The following is a 22,302-nucleotide window of genomic DNA, read 5'->3' as shown; positions in this document are numbered from 1 at the left end:
TGCAAACTAAAATAATTTAATTTTTAACCGACGTGGGCGTGCGCTTGCGGCGGATATTTTTGTTTTCTTTCAGAGGATTTAGTTTGGAGTACACATGACTAATATGAATCCTAGCCGTGACGATTTTGCGGCACTATTTGAAGAATCTTTCGGTTCTGGCCGCCTTGAAGAAGGTAAAGTAATGGCCGCTACTATCATCAGCGTTGAAAACGACTTTGTTGTTTTGGATGTTGGTTTGAAAACAGAAGGCCGCGTTCCGCTTCGTGAATTTGGCACAGAAGCAAAAGACCTTAAAGCTGGTCAAACTGTTGAAGTTTATCTTGACCGTATCGAAAACGCACTTGGCGAAGCGGTTATTTCTCGTGAAAAAGCACGCCGTGAAGAAGCTTGGGCACGCCTTGAAAAACAATTCGCTGATGGCGTTCAAGTTAATGGTGTTATCACTGGCCGTGTTAAAGGCGGCTTTAACGTTGACCTTGGTGGCGCGATTGCGTTCCTTCCTGGTTCACAAGTTGACGTTCGTCCGGTACGCGATGTCGGTTCAATGATTAATGTTGAACAACCATTCGTAATCCTTAAAATGGACCGCCAACGTGGCAATATCGTTGTTTCTCGTCGCTCAATTCTTGAAAATGAACGTAACGACCAACGCGGTGAAGTTGTTGCCGGCCTTGCAGAAGGTGAAATCAAAGAAGGTGTTGTTAAAAACATCACTGATTACGGTGCATTCGTTGATCTTGGTGGCGTTGATGGTCTTCTTCACGTTACCGATATTTCTTGGAAACGTATCACACATCCGAACCAAGTTCTTAACGTTGGTGACGTGGTTAAAGTTCAGATCGTTAAAATCAACCCAGATACACAACGTATTTCTTTGGGCATGAAACAACTTAACAACGATCCTTGGGAAGCTGCTGCAAGCAAATATCCGCTTGGCGCTAAACTTTCTGGCAAAATCACCAACATCACTGATTACGGTGCATTCGTTGAGCTTGAAGACGGCGTTGAAGGTTTGGTTCACGTTTCTGAAATGTCTTGGACTAAGAAAAACGTTCATCCTTCTAAAATCGTTTCACAAGACCAAGATGTTGACGTAATCGTTATCGATGTTGATACCGACAAACGCCGTATTTCTTTGGGCATGAAACAAGCACAAGAAAATCCTTGGCAGAAATTTGTTGATGAACACGCAATTGGTTCTGTAATCAAAGGCGAAGTTAAAAACATCACCGAATTCGGTCTATTCATTGGCGTTGCTGATGATTTGGACGGCATGGTTCACATGTCTGACATCGATTGGGCTGTTCAAGGCGAAGATGCAATCAAGAAATTCAAAAAAGGCGACGAAGTTGAAGCCAAAGTTCTTGATGTTGATGTTGAAAAAGAACGTATTTCTTTGGGCATTAAACAAGTATCTCAAGATCCTATGGAATCTGAAGTTGCAATCAAAAAAGGCCAATCAGTTACTTGTACTGTGGTTGAGGTTGCATCTGGTGGTATCGAAGTAACCTTCGGTGCGGATAACGTTATGCGTTCATTCATCCGTAAGTCAGACTTGTCACGTGATCGCGCTGAACAACGCCCTGAGCGTTTTGCTGTTGGCGACCGTGTTGACGCTGTCGTAACTGCGATTGATAAAGCAAGCCGCAAAGTTTCACTTTCTATCAAAGCTCTTGAAGTTGCAGAAGAAAAAGACGCAATTGCACAATTCGGTTCAACCGATTCTGGCGCGTCTTTGGGTGACATTTTGGGTGCCGCTTTGAAGAAAAAAGAAAATGATGCTTAATTAACTGCATTAATTTATTATAGAAATTATGAGCCAGACTTTTGAGTCTGGCTCATTTTTTTGTAATAATCCAAGTAAAACGCCTATATTATGGAATTTCTGCTGAATTAACTCTTGATAATTGATTAATATTTGCCATTAATAGTAGGCAATTCTCTTAATTTGACGATGAAGAGGGTGGGGGATAATCTCTCGTAATTGCTAAAAGACATAATTGTTGAATAATTATTATATTATAGTTAAGGATGTATTTTGGTGAATTACACAGAAGTTTTAATTAAAAGCTCATCAATGGAGAGCGAATATTGTTGCGTTCAGAATTAGTTGCTAAGCTAGCTGCCGAAAACCCAGATTTATCATTCGGGGAAGTAGAGCGTGTTGTTGATACTGTCTTAGAAGAAATCTCTGCTGCGCTTGAACGTGGTGACAGAGTTGAATTGCGTGGTTTTGGCGCATTCTCTGCGCGTGAGCGCGGCGAAAGACTTGGTCGTAATCCACGTACCGGTGAAAAAGTTAAAGTTGAAGGCAAACGTGCCCCATTCTTTAAAGCCGGGAAAGAGTTACGTGCCCGCCTTAATGGTGGCGTTGATTTCGGCGAATAGACGTTTTTTCTTTTTAAAAGTACAAAGACGATGGCCAGTTGCCGGCGGGCACTGGCTAATTTTGTATTTATTGATCTAATATTAGTGCTTAATTGTTTTGCCCAAATAATGATAAAGATGTTATCGATAGTCCTTTAATATATATTGATTTGGATTAAATATTAAATCGGGGAATATTATGAGCATTATATCTGAATTTAAAACCTTTATTTCGCGTGGTAATGTTATTGATATGGCTGTCGGCGTTGTTATCGGTGGTGCATTTGGCAAAATTGTTGATAGCTTTGTCACAAATATTATTATGCCAGTTGCCGGTATGTTGACTGGTGGTATAGATTTTTCACAAATGAAGCTGGTTTTGAAGGCTGCTGATGAAATGGCAAAAACGCCAGAGGTCGCAATTGGTTACGGCATGTTTGTGAATTCTATCATTTCTTTTATAACTATCGCGGCAGGCGTGTTTATGATGATTAAGGTTATCAATAATTTGAAAAAGCCTGCGGAGGTGGCCGAAGAGCCTGCTGCACCACCTGCAACCGAAGTATTATTGGGCGAAATACGTGATTTATTAGCGCAAAAGAAATAATTATTCAAAACAAAGGCACGCCGTGGCGTGCCTTTATTTGCTTTAAGCATAGATTTAGTTGCAATCAGGGTTTTCAGTTGCTTTTTTCTTGCCAACGGCACCGCCAATTAATCCGCCGACCCCGCCACCTAATGCAGAGCCAATAGCAGAACCAACATTGCCAGATTTATTTTTTGCGGCATCACATTTTGCTTGGCGTTTTTGTTCCTCTGTCATGCCTGCTGTTGATGCGCCGCCCATCATCATGCCACTCATACCAACCATATGCATGCCAAGGGATTTGTTTCGTATTTGCGCTGTCCATTCCTGCACCCATGTGACCGCAGGGTCTTTGGGCCTTTCAGGGTAAACAAGATACGTATCTGGGCCATAGGCAATTCCACGAACCATAACCATATCTGAATTTGCAAAAATTCCTTTTGGGACATCGCATTTATTTTGGCTTGCCGGCAACAATGCCTTTTCTTTTAGGTATTGGTTAATCTTATCGGCACTTAAATAATTGAAAAGCCCACTGCCATCATCGGGCACATCGGCAGATGTCCATATAACAAGTTCATTCTTATTTCCGCTCATGCCAAATGCACTAAAGAAATATGCTTTTGCGACCTGATCATTGTTCCAACTTAGTGAAATTATTCCACTTTTATCGCCCGTAGATGAAATTTTTAAATCATCCATGAAATCTTGTGCGGCAGCGATATTAAAGGACAGGCTTGCAGGAATGTTTGCACCAGAAATCTTATGATTACCGGACAATGACGCATTACCACCAAACCCGCGATTGTCTTTTGCATTTGGCCAACGTGAATATGCCTCATTATTTTGTGGCCAAGGTGTATCGCCACGGTGTTGCATATTAAAGCCATTATTTATAATTTTGCCATCCTTGATTTGGATAAATTTCGGCTGTCCAGCTTTTGCGGTTGCCCCACACCCCCAGTAAAAGCTAATTTTAAAATCCTTTTTTTCAAGTTTGTAGCGATCAATTGGGTTTTGCACTTCTTCAGGTGGTTGCGTTGTGCTTTTGGTTGGTGTTGTTGGCAATAAGTTTATTGCCTTGCCCAAACCTGCGTTACTTGGAACCGCTTGGCTTGCTTTTATCTGATTGGGGAATGAATTGTGGTTTATGGTTAAATCAGCATGTTTACCTGGCATACCGTGATAGGCATCACTCCAGTTATTGTTATTTGATTTGCCCATCCCAAATGGAAGGCTTGGCATGCCAAAGCCCATTAAAGAACCACCGTTTGAAATATCTGCCCAATAGTGAACAGGGGCGGGCACGACTTGTTGATTGGTTGTCTTTTTGCTTTGTGCGAAACTTGCGCCACCAATTAATGCGATTGCCGCAATTGCGGATGCAGAAATATAAAGCCAACGCGATTTAATGGAGCGTATTTTCATGTCACCCCCCCCCTCATAATTGGTGGGATAATAACATTAATTTTTGTTTATTTAAAGCAAAATCATGGCGCAGGGACGAATAGACGATAATTTTCGCGTGCGGCATTTTTGTCAACTTCTGGGCAGGTGCGGAATTCAAGATTCTGCGTCATGCAAATGCGCACTTCATTAAGTTTGCCTTCTTTTGTGGTTACTGCAACCATGCTGTTAGTAAGCCCTTGGTTAATCTTGATAAACTCAGACTCAATGTCGCCTGCTTTAAAACGATTTTCATTTGCAAGATTTGGAATTTTAACCGAATTATAGGCCGCGCGCACAGTTTTAAAATATTTATCAGGGCTTAAGCTGCTGCATGTCCCGTGCCTATCCCATTCAATATTTACCAATCGTTCAGATGGCATAATATCAAGCATCGATTGAACGGTTTTATAATCAAGGTGTTTAACATTACTCGGGCATTCGCGTGGATAGCCATGTTCATATTGGGGCCATAGCCCATGCACAACAAAATTATGTTTGTCTTTACATTGTATGGATTTATCACCGTCATTCAACATGCAATAGGTCGGTGACCACGAAAGTGATAAAACATAGAAATCAAATGATTTACTATTGTCGGCCGGTTTGAAATCATCTTGTTGTGGTGCGTTGGATGTGATTGATTTAATTTTTTGCGGATGTTGGTAATTATATGCACCAATACCCGCAATTGCCATTGCGCCAACACCGATAATGATTGATTTATTTAATTTCATGTCAAACCACTTCACTTATTGCATTGAAGAGATTAATTAGCATTTTATGTATTCGCAAATAAAAATATCAACTGGCCTAAGAAATAAATTCCCAATGCCGGAATCGCGCATTGAACAGGGTATTGCATTGTTCTTGATTGGGCTTGCGATATTGATTGCTGGTGCGTTTGACCCTATGCGCGATTTAATATGGCAACTAAACGGTAATAGTGCCAACGCAACCTTGGTTGAAACCCAACAATATAGAAATTCTGGCCCTAAGCGATTGATTGGCATTTATAAATTCACGTCTAGTGATGGCACATTCAAGGTGAATGGCAAAAGTATTTACGATGAGAAATCTAAAATACCTAAAGACGGCAAGGTCGCATGGCATTTAGGTGAGCCGTTTAAAGCCCGCCTTTTGGGTGATTACCCAAACCGGACACCAACAATTATAATTGGTATCTTAATCATGATTGGTGGCGGATACATATTTTTAAAAGCAAAAAAGTCAAAAGGCACAAATAAATGAATTATCGCCACGCCTATCACGCCGCAAACTTCGCTGACGTGGTGAAACATATTGTGCTATTGGCATTAATAAAATCGATGCAACGCAAAGATAAGGGCTTTCTTGCGCTTGATTGTTTCTCTGGGATTGGCGTTTATGATTTGCATTCGACTTTTGCAGGTCGAAGCCCTGAATATCTTGATGGAATTGTGAAGCTTTGGGATTATGCCAAAAATAATCAGCTTGATGAATTAACCAGTGATTTTCTAAACCTTCTGGCACAAATAAGTGATAATAACCAAAGGTATTATCCTGGTTCACCCTTTATAATTGCCAAAACCCTACGTGAACAGGATAGAGCCGTTTTCAATGAGCTTCATCCCGAAGATTTCCCAACTCTAAAAGAAAATATAATTGAATTTCGTCGTGGTTGCAGTTGCCGTAAATGGCAATTTGAAAATAGTGATGGCTATCAAACTTTAAAATCCAAATTGCCGCCAACAGAAAAGCGAGGCTTGGTATTTATTGATCCCCCATTTGAGAAACCTAATGAATATGACCTTATCATTGATGGCTTGGCAGAAGGTTTGAAACGCTTTTCAAGCGGTGTCTTTGCGGTATGGCTTGCGATAAAAGATGAAAAGCAACTTGGTCATTATCTAAATAAATTACGGGAATTCCAAAAAGAAGTACTTTACCTTGAGTTTACACTACGTGATTCAAAAGGCAAAAGTGGCCTTACAAAGATGGGTATAAGTATTATTAACCCACCATATAATATAGAGCAGATGATTAAACCGGCACTTTTAACTCTAAAAAAAGCGCTAAAGTTTGATGAATATACAAATTTTGAACTAAAAACCTTGTAAAAACTGTTTAGACAGTTGCTTTTGCATGATTTGTTTGTAATAAGTACTTGTCTGCTGGGTCGTCGAACAGTTGAGGGATAGGTGAAATTTTTTGGCTTTGACCGCCACACAGGCTTTTTTGGAGTAAATACCCGCTTTTGAGCGGCTTTAGAGGTAGTGAATGCGTTTCGACGACGAAGATGATGACGATTTTCGTTCATCTAAAAAGAAAAAAAAGACCCATGAACGCGGCAAGCGTGATGAGTTTCCTGAAGTAAGTTTCGGTCAAGGTTTTGAAAGCCCAAAAAGAGATTTTGGTGACAAGAGTTTTGGTGACAGGCCACCACGTCGCGATTTCGGCGACAGAAGCTTTGGTGACAGACCACCTCGTACAGATTTCGGCGACAGACCTCCGCGCCGTGACTTTGGCGATAGACCGCCACGTCAAGATTTTGGTGATCGCCCACCACGTCGTGATTTTGGTGATAGACCGCCACGTCGTGATTTCGGTGACAGACCTCCTCGCCAAGACTTTGGTGATCGTCCACCACGTCGTGATTTTGGTGATAGACCGCCACGCCGTGACTTTGGTGACAGACCACCTAGAAATGACGCACCACGTGAAGATTTACCAATTATCGAGGGTGTTGTTAAATTCTATAATGGTGAACGCGGTTTTGGCTTTGTTTCACCACAAGGCGGTGGCGAAGATGTGTTTATCCACATTTCTGCATTGCAACGCGCTGGTATTGAGAAACTTGAACCAAATCAGAAGGTAAGTTTCCAATTGCTACCTGATAAATTTGGCAAAGGGCCAAAGGCAATAAATATCAAATTACTTGATTAAAAATAAGGGGCTGTGATTACAGCCCTTTTATTTTGCCTATTTTATTATTCTGTAACCGTTTTTGGAAATTGAAACTTTGGGAACGGTTTTATGCCCCTCGAAATAATTATATATTGGTGCAAGTTGTTGGTATTTTTTATAGTTTTTGTCAAACTTTGCACCAACCATGGCAATCCAATTCATTTCAAATGGAAAAACATGAAGTTGGATATTATTTTGCCCGTTTTTTACTGAAAAATAGAGAATAGTGAATAATTCGCCCATTTCGGTATCGGTAAGACCAAGACCAAAAGTAGTTCTGCATGACGGCGCAATATTTAGTGATGCCTTTATAGGTTTATTGTTGCGGTCATAGGAATTGGGATAATTGGTCAATAATACCGGACCATTTGGCAAATAGCTGGTAAAGTTAGCGGTATTAATATTATAAACGCCAGTTGATGGCCGTATCTTTAAATTATTGGCATCATTGCATAATTTATATGTGCGAATATGTTTAAATTTGCCATTCTTGCCAATTTGCCAAAGTTCTAGTTTTTCGGAATCAATAAAGCTTCGCAAAAATACTGGGTTTCCAAGGCCACCGCCCTGATCCTCAAGATAAAAATCTAGGCGATTACGATTACGTTCAACCGCTTCTTTCCCTATCCCGCTAAGTAATGGCTGCGCATTTGCCATAAATGGTAATGCGGTAAAACCAATAATAAAAAGAGCAGAAAGTATTTTTTTCATATTATAATTTGGTGCAGCTTAAGTTGTTTTTATTTTATAGTTAATAAAGACTAATTTTTAATAAAATTATTGTTCCAATGCCCGTGGTAATTTGAAAACCACATCTTCGTTACGAATATTTACTTCAGTCAGTGTGACTTCAAATTTTTCATTGCAGGCAGTAATAACACCTTTTACCAAATCTTCGGGCGCACTCGCACCTGCAGTCAAGGCAAGGGTTTTAACCCCATCAAACCAATTCCAATCAATGTCGCTATAATCATCGATTAAGTGCGCAGCTTTTATGCCTTCGCGCAATCCAACTTCTTTTAGACGCAACGAATTTGATGAGGTTTTTGAGCCAATAACCAAAAGTAAATCGGCACGTTGGCTAAGGATTTTTACGGCTTCTTGGCGGTTGGTTGTGGCGTAACAAATATCTTCTTTGTGTGGTTTGGCGATATCTGGAAAGCGAGCCTCAAGAATTGATACGATTTCAACAGTATCATCAACCGATAGTGTGGTTTGCGTTACATAGGCCAGACCTTTATCGGATTTTGGCATGAAATTTCGTGCATCGTCTGCATCTTGTACCAATGAGATAACGCCATCCGGCAATTGTCCCATTGTGCCAATAACTTCGGGGTGACCTTCGTGACCAATCAGTATGATTTCACGCCCTTCGGAATAATGCCGCTCGGCACCAACATGCACTTTTGATACAAGTGGGCAAGTTGCATCAACATAAATCATATTGCGCTTTGCCGCTTCTTTCGGAACAGATTTAGGAACCCCATGCGCCGAAAAAATCACAGGGCGATCATCCGGGCATTCGTCAAGTTCTTCAACAAAAACCGCACCCAAATCAGATAATCTTTGAACAACATGTTTGTTATGGACGATTTCATGGCGAACATAAATCGGCGCCCCCCATTTTTCAATGGATTGTTCAACGATTTGAATTGCGCGGTCAACACCGGCACAAAAGCCACGAGGTGACGCCAAAAGTATTTCAAGAGCATTTCTTGCCAAGATTTAATCTCCCCGTTGCAAGCCGCACTTGCTCATTGCATTGGTTCACGTTATTGGTTTTTCTGCTTAATAGACTATATTTCTAAAATTTCGAGCATTAGAAGCATAATGCCGTATTGCGGATTGAATTGGAAGTTAAATGCGCTCAATTGCTTTATTATTTGTTGCCGTATCATCAATTGCACTGGCATCGTGCGCCCATAAACCAAAACCGGAAATGCCGCCGGAAGATATAAGTGCGCCTGCACCTGCGCCACAGGCTAATGATGGTGTGGATAAAGTTGACCCAACACAGGCCCCGCAACAGAAAAAAGGCTTTTTTACCAACCTTTCGAAAAAACTAAATGGTGATTCTGGGGTGGCTAATGCTGGTCCTTGCCCTGCGGTACGCACATTGTATGAGGCGTCACGTTTTGTTGAAATTGATGGTGCAGAGAAATTTGAAAATGTTGGTTATACCGGTGAAATCCAAAACATTACTTCAAGCTGTCGCTATTATGGCAATGAACCAATTACAATTGATCTTCAAATCGATATGGCGCTTGGTAAAGGTCCAAAGGCAGTTGGCGATTATAAGGATGTGAAATATTGGGTTAGCGTTGTTCGTACTGATATCGCCCCAATTTCAAAACAAGAATTTACCAACCGTGTTTATTTCAAGCCTGGCGAAGATCGTCAAAGACTTTTGATGCCGCCGGTATCAATTACTATACCACGCGTTAATTCCGGTATTTCTGGAACAAATTTTGAAGTTATTGTTGGCTATGACCTTACGCCAAAAGAACTTGAATTTAACCGCGATGGCAAAAGATTCCGTATTAATTCCGGCGCGAAATAAATAACATCTTTAAATTTGCTTTTTATGGCTGTTTTGGCTATTTGCCTGTAACATAATACGTTACAGGCAATGGCTATGAATCTCACAAAAAAACTTAGCGCGATTTTATCACAGGCATTTGAAACTGCGGGGTTGCCAGCAGAATTAGGGCAGGTTGTGCCTGCAACTAAATCTGAATTTGGCGATTTCCAATGTAATGGCGCAATGGCTGGTGCAAAAAAACTGGGTAAGAATCCGCGTGAAATTGCAACCGAGATTGCGGCACTTGTTGCAAGTAACGAAATAATAAGCAAGGTCGAGATTGCCGGCCCTGGCTTTTTGAATATTTTCCTAAAAGATGATGCGCTTGATGTTCGTGCGTCTGAAATACTCGCTGATGAGCGGGGTGGTGCAGAAATTGTTGAACACCCTCGTAAAGTTATTGTTGATTATGCGGGGCCGAATGTTGCCAAATCGATGCACGTTGGGCATTTGCGCGCAACCATAATTGGTGATTCTTTAAAGCGTCTATTCCGTTTCCGTGGTGATGATGTTTTGGGCGATGCACACTTTGGTGATTGGGGCTTCCAAATGGGGCTTTTGATCTCAACTCTTTCTGAAGAAATGCCCGATTTACCGTATTTTGATGAAAATTTTTCAGGCGAATATCCAACCCAAAGTCCGGTTACGCTTGCCGATCTAGAGCGTATTTATCCATCTGCTGCGGCACGTGCCAAGACCGATGAGGATTACCGCAATCTTGCACGCCGCGCGACCGCAGAGTTGCAGGTGGGGCGGGCGGGTTACCGCGCTTTGTGGCAGCATTTTGTAAATGTATCACGCGAAGCATTAAAACGTGAATTTGGTGCATTGGGCGTTGAGTTTGATTTATGGCTTGGCGAATCTGATGCCGATCCATTAATCCCTGATATGATTAAAGACCTTGAGCAAAAGGGATTATTGGTTGAGGATCAGGGCGCACGTGTAATTTTTGTGCATGATAAAATGGTTCCGGCACGCGATGGTGGCGAACGTCCTAATGTCCCGCCTTTATTGGTTGTAAGTTCTGAAGGCTCTGCCATGTATGGCACAACTGATTTAGCAACCATTTTGGACCGCAAGCAAAAATTTAATGCTGAATTGGTTTTATATTGTGTTGACCAAAGACAATCAGAACATTTTGAATCGGTTTTCCGTGCCTCTGATAAGGCAGGATATTTGCGCCGCGATCAATTGGAACATATCGGCTTTGGCACAATGAATGGCAAAGATGGCAAACCATTTAAAACCCGTGAAGGTGGTGTGTTAAAACTACATGATTTAATCCAAATGGTGCGTGAAAAGGCGACTGCCAAACTTAATGAGGCCGGTGTTGCCGCAGATTTACCAGAAGATGAGCGTACACAAATTGCTGATTATGTTGGTATGGCAGCCTTGAAATTTGCTGATTTGCAGAATTTCCGTGGCACATCATATGTTTTTGACCTTGATAAATTTCTGTCTTTTGAGGGTAAAACAGGCCCTTATTTGCTTTATGCTTGCGTTCGTATCAAAGCGATTTTGCGCAAAGCGGCGGAAAAAGACATTAAAGCTGGCGAAATTCATATCAAAGAACCACAAGAACGCGCCCTTGTTTTTGCGCTCGATGGTTTTGAGAATGCGCTTTTGGGCGCATATGAAAAACGTGCACCGCATATTTTGGCGGACCATGTCTATGCTTTGGCGGGTGCCTTCTCATCATTCTATGCCAATTGCCCGATTTTAGGTGCTGATGATGCGCTTGTAATGCAAAGCCGTCTAGCACTTGCTGTTGCGACCCTGAAGCAGCTTGAAAAGGGGTTGGAATTATTGGGAATTAACGTTCCCGAACGGATGTAGTTACTTCTCACCTTTTGCCTTAGGTGATCCTTTGGCGGGTTTTTGCGGCTTCAACTCATCGCAGACGCGCCAACAATACCAAGCGGCATAAGAGCGGAATGGCCTCAAATGATCGGCCATTCCCATGATTTCCTTTGGTGTCGGCATTTCTTTGTGGCCATATACATGGGCAAAGCCTTTGCGTACGCCCAAATCATCGGCAGGCCAAACATCTTCGCGACCCAATGTGAAAATAAGACACATTTCAACCGTCCAACGGCCAATACCACGAACACTTATCAGGCGCTCAACCAGTTCATCATCAGATAAACCATGCGCAACATCATTATCAGGAACAACACCGTCAATTTTCTTTTGAGATAAGTCTTTTATGGCGCGGATTTTATTCCACGATAAACCTGCCCCACGTAGTGCGTCTTCATCCATAAGCAAAACGGCATGAGGGCTTGGAAATGTGACGATATCTCCTAAAATTTCTAAATCAAACAACTTTAAAACCCGACCAAGAATCGTGCTTGCCGCTTTGCCTGATAATTGTTGGAATACAATGGCACGAAAAAGCGATTCATAAATTGAATAACCACGCTCATTCGGGATTGGGCAATCACCAAAGCGTTCATGCAAAGCCGCCATTTTAGGGCATAGTTTTAAAAAGTCTTTGTTCATTATTTGTTCTTAGGATGAAAAATAAGTTTTGGCAAGTAGGTTTTGAAAAGCTATTTAAGCATAATTACCGAAACATTGCGCCCATAATCATGTTCACCTAAATGATTGCGGCGGCGATTAGAAAAGAAAGCATCTTCTTCTGCACACGTATCATTTGGCAAAATATCAATATTTTTAATGCCTGTACTTGCAAGCACTGATGCACAATAACCCTTTAAATCAAAATGATATTTTTGTGGCTTACCAGATTTGAAAAATTGTGAATTTTCTGGTGCTTGTTTAGTGAATTCATCAAAAAACTCCTCACCAACCTCATATGATTTTTGTTCAATACATGGACCAATCGCACAGGATATATTTTCAATATTTGCACCGTGGGAAACCATTTGATTTACGGTCGCTTGAATAATTCCACCAATTGCACCTTTCCAACCAGCATGTGCCGCACCAATCACCCCATTTTCGGCATCACAAAATAAAATCGGTGTGCAGTCAGCGGTTAGAATAGCAAGAATCACATCTTTTTTATCGGTAACAATCGCATCGGCACGGGGTGTGTTTTCAGGTAAATCCTTGTCAATATACACGCAAACATTCGAATGAATTTGGTATGGATTGTTAAGTTTGTTAGGTTTACCAGAGAGGTTGGTTGCAACCAATTCACGGTTTTTTGCTACATTCTCGATACTGTCATTAGAGCCAAAACCACAATTAAGGCTTGTATAAATACCGCTTGAGACACCGCCTTCACGACCATAAAAGCCGTGCGCAATATTTGAGATTTTATCAAGCTTTGCGGATTTGAATGGGGTCACTTTATTATCCATATTAAATAACTTTGAATGCAAATGCTTTGAACAATGTACCCATTTGTGCTTCACCAATCAATCGGTGAAGATCTGAAAGAATTGATTTTGTTTTATCTGGGTTTAGCGATGCAAGTTTTTGTGCCCGTTCTTTGATGCCAAGACTTGTTAAAAACTCTGCTTGCGTAATCGGGCCTTCGTATTCAATTTCGTGTTTATATGCAATTCGTGCCAGTTCCATAAAATCAACATGGGCGGTCAAGTCCGCTAGTCCAATATTTTTAAGCGGTGAATTCTTTTCATGTTTATAAAGCGATTGGAAAGTATCGCCATTTTCATAATCATCATAACCATAATCAATGAAAAGCGCATAACCTTTTTTATCTTTTAAATATAGGCAGACATTTTCAATGAATGCCTCCAGTGGGCGCGAAATTTCAACGATTGCGCCAATATCATCATTTTTGATTTTCTTTTCAAAACTTATATTCATTGGTGCAGAAAGCCCAAAGGTAAGTTTGTCATCTTTGCCAATTCCGACAAGTTTCTCACACCAGCCCTTTGGGGTTTTTATAAATTGTTTTATTGGCAGACAATCAAGAAATTCATTGCCAATCATTATAAATGGACAATCATCATTATCTTTGAATAATTTGTTCAAATCTTGATACCAAAACACCCCTAAACTCTTTTCAGAAGTAATGGAGTTTTCGATTTTTTCTTTTTGTATTTTTGCGAGATTATTATTACTCTCTACAATATTGATTTTTATGGCATTGGTAATTTCTGGGAATTTGCACAAAGTTCGAATGATGTCTTTTAACAATGTTCCGCGTCCAGCACCCATTTCAATCAAATTAAATTTGGCAGGCGAACCAAGATTGACCCAGCACGAAATAACCCATTTCGCAATCATTTCACCAAACATCTGGCTTATTTCTGGCGCGGTAATAAAATCACCTTCTGCACCAATTGGGTTTTGATTGATGTAATAACCGTGCTTAGGGTCATAAAGGCAATATTGGGTAAATACATCAATACCAATAGGTCCTTGAAGGCCTATTATTTCGCGGATTTGTTTTTCGACTTTATTGTCGCCTGATGTTGAATTACTCATTAACTCTATCTTGGTTGCGGTTTTTTATCCCAATGGTTAAAAACACCACTCCTAGTGCCAATATTGGCATCGAAAGCATCATTCCCATTGTTAAGCCAAATGGGAAATCCGGCATGAATCCATCAGGTTGTCTTACATTCTCAAGTATAATTCTTGATAAACCGTAACCTGTCAAGAAAATTCCTGCCGTTAACCCCTTGTTTTTTAAACTTTTTAACTTGCATACCGCAAAGCAAAGAATCGCAAATAGTAAAAAACCTTCTAACATTGCCTCGTATAATTGGCTTGGGTGACGCGGTAAACGAAGTGGGTCAGTGTCAAAAATGAATGCCCATGGAAGGTCGGTTGGCCTGCCCCATAATTCCTGATTGATAAAATTGGCAACCCGAACAATCCCGATTCCCAAAGGTGATGCAAGCGCAACAGCATCGGCAAAATTTATAAGATTAATTTTGTTACGCCATGATACATAAAGCACAGCAAGAATAACCCCACTTATACCACCATGAAAAGACATTCCGCCTTCCCAGGTTCGTAAAATGCTTAAAGGATCAAGTAGCATTACCGGTTGATAAAATAAAACATACCCTAGGCGGCCACCAATCAATATGCCCAAAGTGGCATAAAAAACAAAATCGTCGATATTTGGACCTGTGAAAGGTGGTTTATTATCGCGCCATAAATCAGGGGTTTTTGCAAGTTTTAAAAGTATATTCCAAGCAATTATAATGCCTGTAATATAGCCAAGGGCATACCATCTTATACCCAATGGCCCAATATGAAATCCAAATAAATCAAATGGTGGGATTTGAAAAGCAAAGGGGCTAATTTCGGGGAATGGTATAGCAAGCAAAATCATGTATCAATCTCTATATATCGTGATGTGATTTGTCAAAACCTGAAATTAGGTTTCGCAGAAGTTAATTTTATCGCATTAATTCGCGGTTTAAATTTGTGGATTTTTTGACAATGTTGTGATATAAGAAGCCAATGCAAACAAAAAATCCTATTTTTGACGATATTTCCAAGATTGCGAATGGTGCTTTAGGCTTCGCCCAAACAATGGGTGAGGAGGCGAAGACTTTTTGGCAATCAAAAATCGAACAAACATTGCTAGACCTTGATTTGGTTCGTCGCGATGAATATGAAAATGCGCTTGATCGTTTAAAGGCTGTTGAAGAAAAACTTGCAGCACTTGAGGCAAAGCTTTCCGATAAGCCAGAGGTCAAGAAGGCAAGCACTGCAAAGACAGTGGCAAAAAAGACCGTCAAATAATTGGAATCAATTTAATAAGCACACATTGATGTGGCAGTCTCTTTGCATTTGAAGAGAATCTCTGGAATTTTTACCCATTCTGGGACGGACCGGTTCAGTTAGAACAAAGAATTTGGGTGTTTGGGCTATATGATGAATTTAGAAGAAGATACATACGAACTCGGTGAAGTATTAGATAGTGCCGAGGCGGTACTATGCTCTGATAGTCGTCCATATGAACGACTTAATAATGAGCTTCATTTTGCAACTTCAATTTCTTACACCGAAATGCATGGTCACATTGCTATGCGTGAAGATAAATCATCGGTTGGCGTTGCCTATGTCTTTGAGCAAAAAGTTCCAAAGGCAAAATTTATTGAAGTTTTACAATTAATTGGTCTTTTGAATGAATCAATGTGGCTAGGTCATTTTGAAATCAATTCGACTGAAGACAATATTATTTGGCGCCACACCTTGTCGCTTATTGGTCGTCCAGATCCTGAACCACAGGAATTTGCGGCAATAATGGCGGCAGGTATCGAGGCTTGTGAGCGTTTTTATCCGGCATTTAACTTTTTACTTTGGGCCGGAAAAACCCCACGTGAAGCAGCCGAGGCAGCACTTTTCGAAACTGCCGGCGAGGCATAATTATAACAAACAGGAAATAGGAGAATTGCATGACCCAAAAAGTCGCTATTATCGGCGGTGGAAGAATGGGGCAGGCGATGATTTACGGCTGGATTAAGGCTGGTCTCGACTTTGAATTTTCACTTTTTGACCCTGTTGTAAATGAGGAGTTTCAGAAATTCCTTTCAACAAACAATTGGAAAATTAACCCGACTGAAGGTTTTTTCGACATTGTGATTTGTGCTGTAAAACCACAGATTTTCCCTACGATTGGTGAAAATTTAAAGAAACTTTGCGGCGAAGAAACCTTGGTGGTTTCGATTATGGCAGGAATAAATCTTGCTACATTGCAATCGGCTTCGGGGTGCGGGCGTGTTGTTCGTGCTATGCCAAACACCCCCGGGCAAATTGGGTCTGGCATAACCGCATATATTGGCAATAATAGTTGTGTTTCCCAAGACTTTGAATGTGTAGAAAAATTATTATCGCCGCTTGGTGAAGTTGTAAAAGTAAGTGCAGAACACGATATTGATGCAGTCACTGCGGTTTCTGGCTCTGGCCCTGCATATATATTCTTAATGGCCGAGGCAATGATTGCGGCATCCCAAAACGAAGGTCTTGATAGAGAAACCAGTGAAAAATTGGTGATTGAAACCATATTGGGTTCGGCAAAATTATTGAAAGAATCTGGTCAATCCGCACAAGAATTACGAAAAGCGGTTACTTCGCCAAATGGCACGACCGCGGCGGCACTAGATGTTTTGACCAATAATGCGGCATTGTTCGAATTAATGCGTAATGCCATTCGTGCCGCGGCACACCGTTCCAAAGAACTTGGTAAGAACTAGGATTTTGGCAATCTAATAACTGCCTTTAGACCACCCATATCGCTAGGTGCGAGTTGCAGTTCACCGCCATGTGAGCGCGCGACATCGCGTACAATCGCAAGCCCAAGCCCAACTCCTTTTTTGTTTTGGTTTCGCGCTTCGTCAAGGCGGGAAAATGGGTTTAATGCCTTGTCATACTCTTCGGGTTTAAGGCCCGGGCCATCATCTTCAACTGTGAAAAAAACGAAATTCCCCTCGCATCTAATGCCAATTTTGACATTATTTCCGTATTGCAATGCGTTTGAAATCAAATTGTCAAAGCAACGTTTAATCGAAGTTGCCTTACCTGTTACAATGGCCTCATTTTCATCGGTTTCAATGGTGATGTTTTCATTAATCCTACGGGCATCGTGATATGCCGCCGCCGCAAGTTTATAAATATCAATATATTCATTGGTGTTTGCCCACTCACCCTTCGCAAAATCAAGATATTCCTCGAGCATTTCTTCCATTTGCTTTAAATCAGATTGCGCGGCCTTTATATTTTCATCTTGTGGCATCATTGCAAGTTCTAGCTTAAGGCGCGTGATGGGGGTTCGTAAATCATGCGAAACACCTGCAAGAATGTGGGTTCTTTGCTCAATATGTCTTTGGATGCGGTTACGCATTTCAAGGAAGGCACGGGTGGCGTTTCGAACCTCCCTTGAGCCATGCGGTCGTAAATTAACGCTTTTACCCTTGCCAAATTCTTCCGCAGCTTCGGCAAGTCGCTCCATTGGTTTAATTTGATTACGTATGAATAATACGGAAATTGTTGCGAGTATAAGGGTCGCACCCAATAGCCAGGTGATAAATAGCCCACCAGATGACGCAAATACCCGATCGCGGTATGCAAGATAGCGCAAAACCCCTTCTGGAACTTGCACCCTAATATCAACATAATCTGGGTAACGTGTGGTGTCGAACCAATAATCATAAGAAAGCTGTTGCGACAATGCGCGGTTTAATGTGCGGTCATACGCGGCGATTTTTGCTTTACGCACCGATTGCGGAAGTTTTTCGCCTTGTCTCAATGCAACTGAAAGGCGGAAGTGTTTTGATGCATCGCTTTTTAAATGTTCAAAATTTGCGGCACTTGGGTTCGCAATATATTGGTTGGTAATGTATGAAATATCGCTTGCAGTGAATTCAGATAATGAACGACTTACGCGGGACCAATGAATATCAAAAAACAAATAGGTTACCACAACCTGCATAATCATAATTGGCAGTACGATAATCAATAAAGACCGCGCAAATAGACCGGGTGGAGAGATTTTAGATAGGCTAAGGTTAAATTTCATACTTACCGCAAAATAAAGGTAATATCTTTATAATCAATGTTTGCAAAAATAAAAAGGCTTGGCATCGCCAAGCCTTTAAAAAATGTATGAAGGTGAGAGTCTGAATAAATTATATTTGCCCACAAGCCTCTAAAACGTCTTCATAAGTTCTAAGCCCAGGGCGAGGTGAATTTACAAGAACCGCCATATTGCCCGGTAAGTGTTTATTATCAAGCATTTTTTCGTGCGCCAATGGAATATCTTCCCAAGAGAAAACCTCTGACATACATGGGTCGATGCGGCGTTGAATAACAAGTTCGTTTGCCGCTGATGCTTGTTTTAAATTGGCAAAGTGAGAACCTTGGACACGTTTTTGGCGCATCCAAAGGAAGCGCGCATCCATAGTTAAGTTGAAGCCAGTCGTGCCGGCACAAATAACCACCATGCCGCCGCGTTTAACAACAAAAACAGAAACGGGGAATGTCGATTCACCGGGATGTTCGAAAACCATATCAACGTCTTTTTTGCCGGTTATATCCCAAATGGCTTTACCAAATTTACGGCTTTCTTTCATATAGTCGTTAAACTCAGGTCCATTTACTTTTGGAAGCTGTCCCCAGCAGTTGAAATCTTTACGGTTTAGGACGGCTTTTGCGCCCATGCTCATAACGAAATCACGTTTAGATTCATCGGAAATTACCCCGATGGCATTTGCACCTGCTGCCGCACAAAGTTGCACACCAAATACACCAAGACCACCAGATGCACCCCAAATAAGAACATTATCAGCCGGTTTTAAAACATGTGGGCGGTGACCGAATAGCATGCGATAAGCAGTCGCCAATGTAAGAACATAACAGCCAGATTCTTCCCAAGTTAAGTGTTTTGGACGCGGCATTAATTGGCGCGCTTGAACACGGCAATATTGGGCGAATGCACCATCTGGCGTTTCATAGCCCCAAATACGTTGTGATGTTGAAAACATTGGGTCGCCGCCATTGCATTCTTCATCGTCACCATCATCTTGGTTACAGTGTACGACAACTTCATCACCGGGTTTAAAGCGTTTAACATTCTTACCAACCGCCCAAACAATACCAGCCGCATCAGAGCCAGCAATGTGATAATCTTGTTTATGAACGTCAAACACGCTCATTGGTTCACCAAGGCCGGCCCAAATGCCATTGTAATTAACGCCGGCGGCCATTACCAAAACCAGAACTTCGTCATTATCAATTGTTGGGGTTGGGACTACTTCAAGCTGCATAGCCTGATTGGGGCGACCTTGTCGGTCACGGCGAATTGCCCATGCCCACATCTTTTCAGGGACATGGAATTTTGGTGGAATTTGACCCATTGGATACAAATCCAACAATTCTTCTTTCGCAGTTGCAGCATTAGTATTCATTTCACGCTCCCGATTTGTGTAACTTCTCAAGTTTCTTTATCTTACAATAGTTTTTAAACGATGATTTGGCAACTAATACCAAAGTGCAATTGCCAAAACGGTGCAAAAAAATTTTATTTACTTTGCGCCGCACAAAATATATGGTGCATTGCAAATTGAAAGTGTCAAGCCATAAAATAAAAAAATATGTGGTTTAAAACCTTGTTTGAAAAAATACCGTCGCAATGATGGTGTCTGGGGGAGTGAGAATGGAATATCAACACGCAAAAGACCGCCCATGGATTTTTAGAACCTATGCTGGGCATTCGACCGCAAAAAAATCTAATGAGCTATATCGTGCCAATCTCGCACGTGGTCAAACTGGTCTTTCTGTTGCCTTTGATTTGCCAACGCAAACTGCGCTTGATTCCGATCACGTCCTTTCAAAAGGCGAAGTCGGCAAGGTTGGGGTTCCCATTTGCCATATTGGCGATATGCGCACCCTTTTTGATGGCATTGATTTGGGCGTAATGAACACATCTATGACCATTAATGCCCCTGCGGCATGGTTATTGTCACTTTATGTTGCCTTGGCCGATGAACAGGGCGTGCCACGCGATAAATTACAAGGCACAACACAAAACGATATTATTAAAGAATATCTTTCACGCGGAACCTATGTTTTTCCACCCGAACCATCGTTGAAATTAACCGTTGATACGATTGAATGGTGTCTTGCAAATTCGCCAAAATTTAACGCTATGAATGTTTGTTCGTATCACTTGCAAGAGGCGGGTGCTACACCGGAACAAGAATTGGCATTCGCCCTTGCGACCGCTATTGCAATCCTTGATGAGGTTAAATCAAGAAATCTCAATTCAGATGATTTTGATAAAATTGTTCGCCGTATTTCCTTTTTTGTTAATGCGGGCATGCGTTTTATTACTGAAACCTGCAAAATGCGCGCCTTTACAAAATTATGGGATGAATTGTGTGAAACCCGCTATGGCGTTAAAAACCCTGAGGATCGCCGTTTTAGATACGGTGTACAGGTGAACTCTTTGGGTTTAACCGAACCCCAGCCAGAAAATAACGTTTATCGTATTTTACTTGAGGCATTGGCGGTTACAATGTCGAAAGATGCGCGCGCGCGCGCCGTACAATTACCGGCATGGAATGAGGCATTAGGCTTGCCACGGCCGTTTGACCAACAATGGTCACTTCGGATGCAGCAGATTTTGGCATATGAAACAGATCTTTTGGAATTTGAAGATATTTTCAATGGCTCGACAGTTATTGAGGCAAAGACTAAAGAGTTGATTGATGGCGCCAAAGCTGAACTTGCCAAAATTGAGGCAATGGGCGGTGCAATAAAGGCGGTTTCATACATGAAAGAGCAATTGGTAAACGCCAATCGCGACCGTCTTTTAGGCATAGAGGGCACAGAGCAAATCGTTGTTGGTGTCAATAAATGGACCGAATCCGAAGAATCCCCGCTTGGCGCTGGCACAAAGGCAATTCAAACCGCCGACCCAATGGCCGAGCAGGACCAGGTTGCCCGTCTAAATGAATGGCGCAAAAACCGTGATGAAGCGCGGGTTGCCCAAAGCCTCGCGGCATTAAAAGATGCTGTTCAAAATGGCATAAATATTATGGAACCATCAATCGAATGTGCCAAAGCAGGCGTCACCACAGGCGAATGGGGGCAGGCATTACGTGAAGTTTTGGGCGAATATCGTGGACCAACTGGTGTTTCGTTAATTGTTCAGATTGATGATGAAGACATCGCCGCAGTAAAAACCCGTGTTGAAAAGTTATCTGATAAAATTGGTGAAAAGCTTGCTATGCTGGTTGGGAAACCTGGACTTGATGGTCATTCCAATGGCTCTGAGCAAATTGCAACCCGTGCCCGTGCGGTGGGTTTTGAAACCACCTATGAAGGCATTCGTTCAACACCCGAAGAAATTGTAAACCTCGCCAAGGCTAATAAAGTTCATATTGTTGGATTGTCGATTTTGTCTGGCTCTCACCTTGATTTGGTGCGTGATGTGGTTGGCCGCATGCGTGAAGCAGGGCTTCAAGATATTCCTGTTGTTGTTGGGGGAATCATTCCGCCAGAAGATGAGCAGGCATTGTTGCAATTTGGTGTCAGAAAAATTTACACTCCAAAAGACTTCAAAATCACCGAAATTATGGGCGATATTGTGGGGATTTTGGAACAAAAATTTGCATAATGACGCATCCCATGCCGATTAGAATAATATTTATGTCAACCGCACTTGCAACAAAATAATTTTTCACCTAAAGAGCGGCACGCTTTTGTGAATGGCGGAGTCTGTCATACAGCGAGCGATGAAACATATTGCACTTTTACTAATAAAGGGTTTTTAAAATGGCTAAGGAAAAGTTTGAGCGTACCAAGCCGCATTGTAACATTGGTACTATTGGACACGTTGACCACGGTAAGACAACATTGACTGCTGCTATCACCATGACATTGGCGAAAGCTGGTGGTGCAAAAGCAATGGCTTATG

Annotated in this window: 23 protein-coding genes; 13 read left to right on the top strand and 10 right to left on the bottom strand. The window is 41.6% G+C overall.

Features of this window, described 5'->3' with window-relative positions; all coding sequences use genetic code 11:
* Positions 1-94: 94 nt before the first annotated feature.
* From rpsA to mscL, 3 genes are all read left to right on the top strand, one after another.
* Positions 95-1,786 (top strand): 30S ribosomal protein S1, encoded by a 1,692-nt coding sequence (gene rpsA, locus KXV15_RS12930; RefSeq protein ID WP_240008629.1) that lies wholly within the window; start codon positions 95-97, stop codon positions 1,784-1,786.
* A 305-nt stretch (positions 1,787-2,091) separates the two neighbouring features.
* Positions 2,092-2,388, top strand: coding sequence for an integration host factor subunit beta (locus KXV15_RS12925; protein WP_240008628.1), 297 nt, complete (start codon positions 2,092-2,094; stop codon positions 2,386-2,388).
* A gap of 178 nt (positions 2,389-2,566) precedes the next feature.
* The gene (gene mscL, locus KXV15_RS12920; protein ID WP_240008627.1) at positions 2,567-2,974 is read left to right on the top strand and encodes a large-conductance mechanosensitive channel protein MscL; all 408 of its coding nucleotides are present in this window, start codon (positions 2,567-2,569) and stop codon (positions 2,972-2,974) included.
* A 54-nt stretch (positions 2,975-3,028) separates the two neighbouring features.
* Here mscL and KXV15_RS12915 read toward each other — a convergent pair whose 3' ends face one another.
* Both KXV15_RS12915 and KXV15_RS12910 read right to left on the bottom strand, forming a co-directional pair.
* Positions 3,029-4,381, bottom strand: a complete 1,353-nt coding sequence (locus KXV15_RS12915) for a hypothetical protein (protein ID WP_240008626.1) — start codon at positions 4,379-4,381, stop codon at positions 3,029-3,031.
* Between the two features lie 62 nt (positions 4,382-4,443).
* Positions 4,444-5,136 carry a ribonuclease T2 family protein gene (locus tag KXV15_RS12910; protein WP_240008625.1) on the bottom strand — a complete coding sequence of 231 codons (693 nt, stop codon included), beginning with the start codon at positions 5,134-5,136 and terminating at the stop codon, positions 4,444-4,446.
* A gap of 94 nt (positions 5,137-5,230) precedes the next feature.
* Between KXV15_RS12910 and KXV15_RS12905 the strand changes: the two genes are divergently transcribed.
* The 3 genes from KXV15_RS12905 to KXV15_RS13530 all read left to right on the top strand — a co-directional run bounded on the left by KXV15_RS12905 (position 5,231) and on the right by KXV15_RS13530 (position 7,324).
* Entirely contained in the window at positions 5,231-5,650 is a 420-nt protein-coding gene (locus KXV15_RS12905; protein WP_240008624.1) for a hypothetical protein, read from the top strand.
* The gene (locus KXV15_RS12900; RefSeq protein WP_240008623.1) at positions 5,647-6,498 is read left to right on the top strand and encodes a 23S rRNA (adenine(2030)-N(6))-methyltransferase RlmJ; all 852 of its coding nucleotides are present in this window, start codon (positions 5,647-5,649) and stop codon (positions 6,496-6,498) included. Before KXV15_RS12905 ends, KXV15_RS12900 begins: the two co-directional genes overlap by 4 nt.
* Before the next feature lie 160 nt (positions 6,499-6,658).
* On the top strand, positions 6,659-7,324 hold the full coding sequence (locus tag KXV15_RS13530) for a cold shock domain-containing protein (RefSeq protein WP_338050457.1): 666 nt from the start codon (positions 6,659-6,661) through the stop codon (positions 7,322-7,324).
* A 36-nt stretch (positions 7,325-7,360) separates the two neighbouring features.
* Here the strand turns inward: KXV15_RS13530 and KXV15_RS12890 are convergent, their stop codons facing one another.
* Together KXV15_RS12890 and ispH are read right to left on the bottom strand one after the other, a co-directional pair.
* Entirely contained in the window at positions 7,361-8,056 is a 696-nt protein-coding gene (locus tag KXV15_RS12890) for a hypothetical protein (protein ID WP_240008622.1), read from the bottom strand.
* A gap of 66 nt (positions 8,057-8,122) precedes the next feature.
* Positions 8,123-9,070: a 4-hydroxy-3-methylbut-2-enyl diphosphate reductase gene (ispH, locus tag KXV15_RS12885; protein ID WP_240008674.1), complete on the bottom strand. Its 948-nt coding sequence runs from the start codon at positions 9,068-9,070 to the stop codon at positions 8,123-8,125.
* Positions 9,071-9,206: 136 nt separating this feature from the next.
* Here ispH and KXV15_RS12880 point away from each other — a divergent pair, with 136 nt between their 5' ends.
* Together KXV15_RS12880 and argS are read left to right on the top strand one after the other, a co-directional pair.
* Positions 9,207-9,905 (top strand): hypothetical protein, encoded by a 699-nt coding sequence (locus KXV15_RS12880; protein ID WP_240008621.1) that lies wholly within the window; start codon positions 9,207-9,209, stop codon positions 9,903-9,905.
* Positions 9,906-9,974: 69 nt separating this feature from the next.
* Positions 9,975-11,762 carry an arginine--tRNA ligase gene (argS, locus tag KXV15_RS12875; protein WP_420830590.1) on the top strand — a complete coding sequence of 596 codons (1,788 nt, stop codon included), beginning with the start codon at positions 9,975-9,977 and terminating at the stop codon, positions 11,760-11,762.
* Here the strand turns inward: argS and KXV15_RS12870 are convergent, their stop codons facing one another.
* The 4 genes from KXV15_RS12870 to lgt are packed head-to-tail and all read right to left on the bottom strand — an operon-like array spanning position 11,763 to position 15,195.
* Positions 11,763-12,428, bottom strand: a complete 666-nt coding sequence (locus tag KXV15_RS12870) for a DNA-3-methyladenine glycosylase family protein (protein WP_240008619.1) — start codon at positions 12,426-12,428, stop codon at positions 11,763-11,765.
* A 50-nt stretch (positions 12,429-12,478) separates the two neighbouring features.
* Complete coding sequence (pgeF, locus tag KXV15_RS12865; protein WP_240008618.1) at positions 12,479-13,255, bottom strand: peptidoglycan editing factor PgeF; 777 nt, start codon at positions 13,253-13,255, stop codon at positions 12,479-12,481.
* A gap of 1 nt (position 13,256) precedes the next feature.
* Positions 13,257-14,351, bottom strand: a complete 1,095-nt coding sequence (locus KXV15_RS12860; protein WP_240008617.1) for a class I SAM-dependent methyltransferase — start codon at positions 14,349-14,351, stop codon at positions 13,257-13,259.
* On the bottom strand, positions 14,344-15,195 hold the full coding sequence (lgt, locus tag KXV15_RS12855; RefSeq protein WP_420830591.1) for a prolipoprotein diacylglyceryl transferase: 852 nt from the start codon (positions 15,193-15,195) through the stop codon (positions 14,344-14,346). The genes KXV15_RS12860 and lgt overlap by 8 nt, the downstream gene beginning before the upstream one ends.
* 146 nt (positions 15,196-15,341) lie before the next feature.
* Here lgt and KXV15_RS12850 point away from each other — a divergent pair, with 146 nt between their 5' ends.
* The 3 genes from KXV15_RS12850 (at position 15,342) to proC (ending at position 17,080) form a co-directional block, all read left to right on the top strand.
* The gene (locus KXV15_RS12850) at positions 15,342-15,626 is read left to right on the top strand and encodes an accessory factor UbiK family protein (RefSeq protein ID WP_240008615.1); all 285 of its coding nucleotides are present in this window, start codon (positions 15,342-15,344) and stop codon (positions 15,624-15,626) included.
* 132 nt (positions 15,627-15,758) lie between these two features.
* Positions 15,759-16,253: a type III secretion system chaperone family protein gene (locus tag KXV15_RS12845; RefSeq protein WP_240008614.1), complete on the top strand. Its 495-nt coding sequence runs from the start codon at positions 15,759-15,761 to the stop codon at positions 16,251-16,253.
* A 29-nt stretch (positions 16,254-16,282) separates the two neighbouring features.
* On the top strand, positions 16,283-17,080 hold the full coding sequence (gene proC, locus KXV15_RS12840; protein WP_240008613.1) for a pyrroline-5-carboxylate reductase: 798 nt from the start codon (positions 16,283-16,285) through the stop codon (positions 17,078-17,080).
* Here proC and KXV15_RS12835 read toward each other — a convergent pair.
* Together KXV15_RS12835 and ccrA are read right to left on the bottom strand one after the other, a co-directional pair.
* Positions 17,077-18,402 carry an ATP-binding protein gene (locus KXV15_RS12835; RefSeq protein ID WP_240008612.1) on the bottom strand — a complete coding sequence of 442 codons (1,326 nt, stop codon included), beginning with the start codon at positions 18,400-18,402 and terminating at the stop codon, positions 17,077-17,079. The genes proC and KXV15_RS12835 overlap by 4 nt on opposite strands.
* A gap of 109 nt (positions 18,403-18,511) precedes the next feature.
* A complete protein-coding gene (gene ccrA, locus KXV15_RS12830) occupies positions 18,512-19,789 on the bottom strand; it encodes a crotonyl-CoA carboxylase/reductase (protein ID WP_240008611.1) in 1,278 nt (425 codons plus the stop codon).
* Positions 19,790-20,037: 248 nt separating this feature from the next.
* Between ccrA and KXV15_RS12825 the strand changes: the two genes are divergently transcribed.
* Entirely contained in the window at positions 20,038-22,002 is a 1,965-nt protein-coding gene (locus KXV15_RS12825; RefSeq protein WP_240008610.1) for a protein meaA, read from the top strand.
* Between the two features lie 158 nt (positions 22,003-22,160).
* On the top strand, positions 22,161-22,302 hold a 142-nt coding region (locus KXV15_RS12820), incomplete at its 3' end, for a GTP-binding protein (protein ID WP_240007774.1).

This window comes from Pseudaquidulcibacter saccharophilus, assembly GCF_019455445.1.
Classification (GTDB): domain Bacteria; phylum Pseudomonadota; class Alphaproteobacteria; order Caulobacterales; family Aquidulcibacteraceae; genus Pseudaquidulcibacter; species Pseudaquidulcibacter saccharophilus.
The sequence above is the reverse complement of the archived record's forward strand: the minus strand, read 5'-3'. Positions and strand labels throughout refer to the sequence as shown.